6 protein-coding genes are annotated in these 6892 nt (G+C 59.5%); 5 read left to right on the forward strand and 1 reads right to left on the reverse strand.

From position 1 onward, the window contains the following. Positions 1–37 precede the first annotated feature (37 nt). Both AC2FNB_RS09060 and AC2FNB_RS09065 read left to right on the forward strand, forming a co-directional pair. On the forward strand, positions 38–898 hold the full coding sequence (locus AC2FNB_RS09060; protein WP_480750283.1) for a LysR family transcriptional regulator: 861 nt from the start codon (positions 38–40) through the stop codon (positions 896–898). Between the two features lie 70 nt (positions 899–968). Further along, entirely contained in the window at positions 969–1817 is an 849-nt protein-coding gene (locus tag AC2FNB_RS09065) for a hypothetical protein (protein WP_496745805.1), read from the forward strand. Between the two features lie 5 nt (positions 1818–1822). On the opposite strand, the gene AC2FNB_RS09070 is transcribed toward AC2FNB_RS09065, so the two are convergent. Continuing rightward, positions 1823–2005: a DUF1674 domain-containing protein gene (locus AC2FNB_RS09070; protein WP_496745807.1), complete on the reverse strand. Its 183-nt coding sequence runs from the start codon at positions 2003–2005 to the stop codon at positions 1823–1825. Between the two features lie 93 nt (positions 2006–2098). Here AC2FNB_RS09070 and AC2FNB_RS09075 point away from each other — a divergent pair, with 93 nt between their 5' ends. The 3 genes from AC2FNB_RS09075 to purH all read left to right on the forward strand — a co-directional run bounded on the left by AC2FNB_RS09075 (position 2099) and on the right by purH (position 6795). Continuing rightward, the gene (locus AC2FNB_RS09075; RefSeq protein WP_496745808.1) at positions 2099–3358 is read left to right on the forward strand and encodes an RsmB/NOP family class I SAM-dependent RNA methyltransferase; all 1260 of its coding nucleotides are present in this window, start codon (positions 2099–2101) and stop codon (positions 3356–3358) included. Between the two features lie 85 nt (positions 3359–3443). After that, complete coding sequence (locus tag AC2FNB_RS09080) at positions 3444–5183, forward strand: heparinase II/III family protein (RefSeq protein ID WP_496745810.1); 1740 nt, start codon at positions 3444–3446, stop codon at positions 5181–5183. Positions 5184–5205: 22 nt separating this feature from the next. Further along, positions 5206–6795 carry a bifunctional phosphoribosylaminoimidazolecarboxamide formyltransferase/IMP cyclohydrolase gene (purH, locus tag AC2FNB_RS09085; protein ID WP_480750288.1) on the forward strand — a complete coding sequence of 530 codons (1590 nt, stop codon included), beginning with the start codon at positions 5206–5208 and terminating at the stop codon, positions 6793–6795. The last annotated feature ends 97 nt before the right edge of the window (positions 6796–6892 follow it).

Genomic DNA, 6892 nt, shown 5'->3' on the forward strand with positions numbered 1-6892 from the left:
AACTAATCCTTATTTCGACTAAGGGATGGAAATTCTTATGGATAGAAAACGGCGTGGCCTTCCGCCACTGGATTGGTTGCGGGTATTTGAAGCTGCGGGCCGCTTAGGGGGATTTTCAGCCGCAGCTCGTGAGTTTGGCCTGACGCAGGCGGCGGTCAGCCAGAGAATCGGCAACCTCGAGGTCTGGCTGGGCCGGTCGCTTTTCGTTCGCGAGGCGCGCGGCGTGTCGCTGACGGTTGAGGGAGAAAGCTATCTGCCATTGGTTCAGGAAAGCCTGACTGCGTTGGAGCGCAACACCGAAGATCTTTTCGGAAAGTCCCCCAGAGAGCTGCGCGTTGCGGGCATGAGTTCACATATCAACGCGCTGGTAGTGGCGCGATGTGCGGGGTTTCACATCGACCATCCCGAGGTCCGGTTGGTCACCGAATCCTTGGCATTGCGATCGGAACTGGATGAGGCCAGGACTTGGCTGCAAGTCCGATATGGTCGCGGCGTGTGGCCCAGACGAGAAGCGCAACTGATCGCGCAAGAAGTGCTGGCCCCCATGGCCGCGCCCGGAACGGAATGGGGTGCACCGTTGATCGAATTGCGCGGCGAACGGCCCGGCTGGCGCGAATGGGCACGCAACGCAGGCCAGCCGGACACTGCGCCTGCCTTGCTAAGCGTCGACTCGATGGGGCATGCGTTGACGGCAGCCGAACAGGGGCTTGGTGTAGTTTTGGGGTCAATCGCTTTGGCAAAGACGGCTTGCGCGGCCAGACGGTTGCACCTGCTCGGCCTACCCGCGTTGCCAACCCGCGACGGATACTGGCTGACATGGCCTGAGGGGCGGCTGCAATCCAGGCGGCAGCGTGCATTGGTTACCGGGTTTCTGGATTTGATTCGACAGGATGCCTGACAGGGCCCATTTCAATGTTTGGTTTTGAGGTAATCCCGAGTTGCGGTATCCTGCAATCAGGAGATTTCCGATGCCTGCATTTGTGTTCAACTTCCTTGCTGTCATCCTTATAACTATCCTGCCCGCGGGCAAACTGGCCGCCCAAAGCCCGCAGGATCTTGTGCAGTGGATCTATGTGTCACTATCGCAACCGGGACTTCATGGTGTTCCCTATCTGTCTGCTCCAGAGCGTCGGCAGCAGTTCTTTTCCGACCGCCTTATCCGCCTGTTTGCCGCGAATGAATTTAAGGACGCCAACCGCCAGCCGCCGTGCATCGGTTTTGGCGTCGATGTTTCCGGGCAGGACTATGACGCTGCAGAGATCTTGCGCACCCTGCAAATCGAGGCCGTGAACGAAGGCACCCGCCAGATCGTGCATGCAAGGTTCCGGAACTTCGGGAAACCCGAAATTGTGAGTTATGAATTTGCCCCGGTCGACGGGCATTGGCGAATCGATGACATCGCCGGCCAAGGATGGCGTTTGTCGGAAATACCTTGTGACGCAGCCAACGTCGCAGCGCCGTCAACCGAGCTTGCCGGATATTGTTATGTTCACGATGGAGGGACGCTGAGGATCGAACTCGACAGCACTGGTGCCGGTCTCTTCGACCTCGAAATCTGGGCGGCAACCGGTCATTTCTGCGGGATCAGAGGTAATTTGACCCCGACAACGACAGGATGGCTCTATCAGGAACAACTGTCCAACGGGGTGTTATGCCGCCTTGAGTTGGGAGTTACGCGGGATCAAGGAGTCAGGATCAACGACCCGCAACACGATTGCAAGTCGCACTATTGCGGAATGAAGGCCGCGATGGATGGCACGGAGTTCCCCAGGTCTTCGCAGGTCGATTGCGCGCAAGTTCCCCGCGATCAGAACTGAGCCTGTCAGAAGTCGATGGCGATGCCCTTTTTTTCCCAATCGCCATAGCGCGCCGGGTCGGGGCCGTCCCGTCCACCCAATTCCTTTGGCAACTCCTTTGCTACGGCCGCAGCATTCTTGCGACGCTCTTCGGCCTCGGCGAGCGCGCGTTTCGCGGTGGGAGAAAGGTCTTTGCGGTCGTCACTCATTGCATCGGGTTCCTTTTCGACTTTGCACTTGATATACGCCCACGTCCGTCCGACACAATGCGGGCGGAGGTCACATGCAAAAAGGCGGTATTCATGGCAGACAGCGCAACCTCGGCGCGGCGCAGCGCGATCTATCTGCTGGATCAAATTCTGGGTGAGGGTCGCCTGATGTCCGAATGTCTGGCCGCAGGAGCACTGGATCGGTTGTTACCCGAAGATCGGGCGCGTGCGCAGCGGCTGGCGCTGGAGACCCTACGCGGGCTTGAGCGCGCCGACCGGTTGCTGAGTGGTCATCTGAAGAAAGCGCCAGCCCTGACAGTCAAAAATGCGTTGCGGCTTGCAACGGTCGAACTTTGTCAGGGCGAAGCAGCGCACGGCGTTGTGAATTCGTTGGTTGAGATCGTGGGGCGCAGTCGCAAGCACGGGCGACTCAAGGGGCTGGTCAATGCCGTTCTCCGAAAGATCGCCGCAGAAGGGCCTGATGCGTGGCCGCGCATGCGGGTGCCTCGCATGCCCGAATGGTTACGCGGACCGTTGATTGAGGCATGGGGAAAAGAGGCTGTCACCGGGATCGAGCACGCACATTTTGCAGGTGCGCCACTGGACCTGACAGTGAAGCCGGGCGCCGAAGCGCCCGACGGTGAAAAGCTGCCAACCGGATCGATCCGATTGCACGGCACCCATCAGGTGTCGGTCCTTCCCGGATTTTCCGACGGAAACTGGTGGGTTCAGGATGCTGCGGCTGCATTGCCTGTAAAAATATTGGCCGCGCAATCCGGAGAGCGTGTTCTGGATTTGTGCGCGGCACCGGGCGGCAAGACGATGCAACTTGCCTCCTTCGGCGCCAAGGTTACGGCGCTGGACATTTCAGAGACCCGTATGGCGCGCGTGCGGGAGAATCTGGCGCGCACCGGGTTGCAAGCTGAGTTGATCATAGGCGACGCGCTGGAGCACGGGGGTACCTATGACGCGGTGCTTCTCGACGCGCCATGTTCAGCGACCGGAACCATCCGGCGGCATCCCGACCTGCCCTTTGCCAAGGACGGTTCGGAATTCGGTCCGCTGATCGAGTTGCAAGCGAAAATGTTGGCACACGCCTGGACGCTGGTGAGGCCCGGTGGTCGGTTAGTCTATTGCACCTGTTCGCTGTTGCCCGACGAAGGCGAGGTTCAGGTCGAGGAGGCGCTGGAGCTGTTCCCCGATATGGCGGCGGACCGAAGCATATCAAATCTTCCGGGTGTTGACACCAGCTGGATCACCGAAGAAGGCGGCCTGCGTCTGCGCCCGGACTACTGGCCTGATCGAGGTGGAATGGACGGATTTTACGTCGCGTGTTTGCGCAAAGCAGGCTAAGATGGACTCTTTTCGGTGACACGGCACCGATGACCCGCTATTTTCGCGTTCAAACGCCATAGAGCGTAAGAGGCAGGGGAACGAGATGTCCGGCCCGCGTACAATTTCCAGCAGATGGGGGCGGTTTCAGAACCGTCTTTATGTGCGCCTCAGTCAGCGTCGAAAGGCAATTGCCGGTTTCGTGTCCCAGCCAGAGCCGCGAACTGTCGGTTCCTTCGCGCGTGGACGGCAACTTGTGGCGGGCAACTTGCTGTTCGCTGGTTACCTCGTCGAATCTCAGGACAGTGGTTTGTGGGAAGTCGAGGCCCCGAATGCAGCCTTTGACGCCGAGAGGCATGGGTTCGTTTGGCTTGACGACCTGGCTGCGGTCGGCGACCCGAATGCTCGCGAAAAAGCGCAACTTTGGCTGTGGGGCTGGATAGAGACTCAGGGACAGTCCTACGGTTCCGGATGGGCTCCTGACCTGACCGGCAGACGTTTGATCCGCTGGATCAATCATTCGGCCTTCCTGTTACGCGGAACTGATGACGCCCACAGCGAGGCATTTTTGCGCTCATTGGCCCAACAAACCTGGTACCTGTCGAAACGCTGGTACCAGACGACACCGGGCCTGCCGCGTTTCGAGGCTCTGTGCGGCCTTATCTATGCCAGCCTGGCACTGGAAGGTTTCGAGGCTTTGGCCGATCCCGCGATCAAGGCTTTGGGAAAGGAATGCAAAACTCAGATCGACGAGACTGGCGGAATTCCCACCCGTAATTCCGAAGAATTACTGGAAGTGTTCACGTTACTGACATGGACGGCGGCAGCGCTGCATGACGTCGGACGCGGAACTCCCTCTGACCACACGGCGGCCATCAAGCGGATTGCGCCCACCCTTCGTAGCCTGCGCCACACAGATGGGGGTCTGGCCCGCTTCCACGGCGGCGGGCGCGGTCTGGAAGGACGGCTCGATCACGCGCTTGCACAAAGCGGCGTCAAGCCACATCATCCCGTCGGATTGGTGATGGGATACGCCAGATTGTCGGCGGGCCGCACAAGCATCGTGGTCGATGCGAGTTCACCGCCTATCGGACGCGCATCGTATAACGGTCACGCCTCGACCCTGGCATTCGAGTTGACATCAGGGCGGCGGCCTTTGATCGTCAATTGCGGCTCTGGGGAGAGTTTCGGAATGGAGTGGCGCCGCGCGGGTCGGGCAACACCGTCACATTCAACCTTATGCCTGGACGGCTATTCCAGTGCTCGCCTGACTGGGTCGCACAAGGGCACCGAGTTCGAGGAATTGACTGATGTACCGGCAAACGTGCCCGTGGAAATCGAAGAGACCCATGGCGGAGTGCGTTTTCAGGGTGCACATGACGGTTACATCAAGGCTTTGGGGCTGACTCATGCACGCACTCTGGACCTTGCGTTTGACGGCCGGGAGCTGACGGGCGAGGATCTTTTGCTGGCCTTGGGTGATGCGGCCAAGCGCCGGTTTGATGGGGCGGTCGACGCATCGGGGCTGACCGGGATTGGAATCGACGTCCGTTTTCACCTGCATCCCGACATCGACGCCGCGCTGGATCTGGGTGGCGCGGCGGTATCGATGGCGCTCAAAAGCGGGGAAATCTGGATCTTTCGGCATGACTCTCCTTGCGAGTTGTCATTGAAACCAAGCGTTTATCTTGAAAAAGGTCGATTAAAGCCACGCGCGACAAAACAGATCGTTCTATCCGGGCGCGCAATGGAGTATGCGACGCGCATCCGGTGGTCGTTGAGCAAGGCCCATGATACAGCTGTTGCCGTTCGCGACGTAAGCCGGGACGAACCCGATTTCGACTGATCCGCATAAGGACCCCGAACACATGACCGACCTTCACCCCGTGCGCCGCGCGTTGCTTTCCGTATCCGACAAGACCGGACTGATCGAGCTGGGACAGGCTTTGGCAGACCGCGGGGTAGAACTGCTGTCGACCGGCGGCACTGCCAAGGCACTGCGCGATGCCGGGTTGGCCGTGAAAGACGTGAGCGACGTGACCGGGTTCCCCGAAATGATGGATGGGCGTGTAAAGACATTGCATCCGATGGTGCATGGCGGCCTGCTGGCGCTGAGAGACAATGACGCCCATGTCGCGGCAATGAAGGAACATGACATCGGCCCAATCGACCTGCTGGTCGTAAACCTCTATCCGTTCGAGGCGACGGTGGCCAAGGGCGCAGACTATGACACCTGCATCGAGAATATCGACATCGGTGGCCCGGCGATGATCCGCGCGGCGGCCAAGAACCACGCCTTTGTCAACGTGGTGGTCGACGTCGAAGATTACGAAAAACTGTTGGGCGACATGGATCAGCACAACGGCGCGACCTGCCCGAAATTCCGTCGCAAGCTGGCGCAAAAGGCCTATGCCCGTACCGCCGCCTATGACGCGGCCGTGTCGAACTGGCTGGCCGGTGCGCTGGAGTTGACGGCCCCCAAGCGTCGCGCCTTTGCCGGAGAGCTGAAACAGACACTGCGTTATGGCGAGAACAGCCACCAGACAGCGGCGTTCTATACCGATGGATCGAACCGGCCTGGAGTGGCCACGGCTGTCCAGCTGCAGGGCAAGGAACTGAGCTATAACAATATCAACGACACCGATGCCGCGTATGAACTGGTGGCGGAATTCGATCCGCGCGACAGCGCTGCCGTTGCGATCATCAAACACGCCAACCCCTGTGGCGTGGCGACAGGCGCGACGCTGGTCGAGGCGTATCAAAAGGCATTTGATTGTGACCGAACTTCGGCCTTTGGCGGTATTGTCGCACTGAACCGGCCACTCGACGCGGAAACCGCAACCAAGATCGTCGAGATTTTTACCGAAGTCGTCATCGCCCCCGGCGCATCGGACGAGGCAAAGGCCATCTTCGCCGCCAAGAAAAACCTGCGCCTTTTGCTGACCGACAGTCTGCCTGACACTCGCCAACCGATTGTAGCCTACAAGCAGGTCGCGGGGGGTATGCTCGTGCAGGACAAGGATGTGGGTTACGTGGGCATCAAAGACCTGAAGATCGTGACCGACAAAGCACCGACCGAGGCACAGATGCAGGATCTGCTTTTCGCATGGAAAGTCGCCAAGCATGTGAAGTCCAACGCGATTGTCTATGTCAAAAACGGTGCCACCGTGGGTGTGGGCGCGGGACAGATGTCGCGTCTGGACAGCGCGAATGTGGCCGCTGCCAAGGCAGAACGCATGGCTGCCGAACTTGGCCTGAATGAAAGCCTTGCCAAAGGGTGCGTCGTGGCCTCGGATGCGTTTTTCCCCTTCCCGGACGGTTTGCTCGAGGCCGCCGCTGCTGGCGGAGCCTGCGTCATTCAGCCAGGTGGCTCAATGCGCGATGACGAGGTGATCAAAGCCGCCAACGATGCTGGTCTGGCCATGGTCTTCACCGGTATGCGGCATTTCCGGCATTGATGCGTTTCCGTCTTCTTCTCTGGGCCACGGCACTGGCTTTGCTGGCTGACCAGTTCAGCAAGTTTCTGGTCGTTCATGTCATGGATGTGGCCCATCG

This window comes from Ruegeria sp. BHSB058 (genome assembly GCF_059613285.1).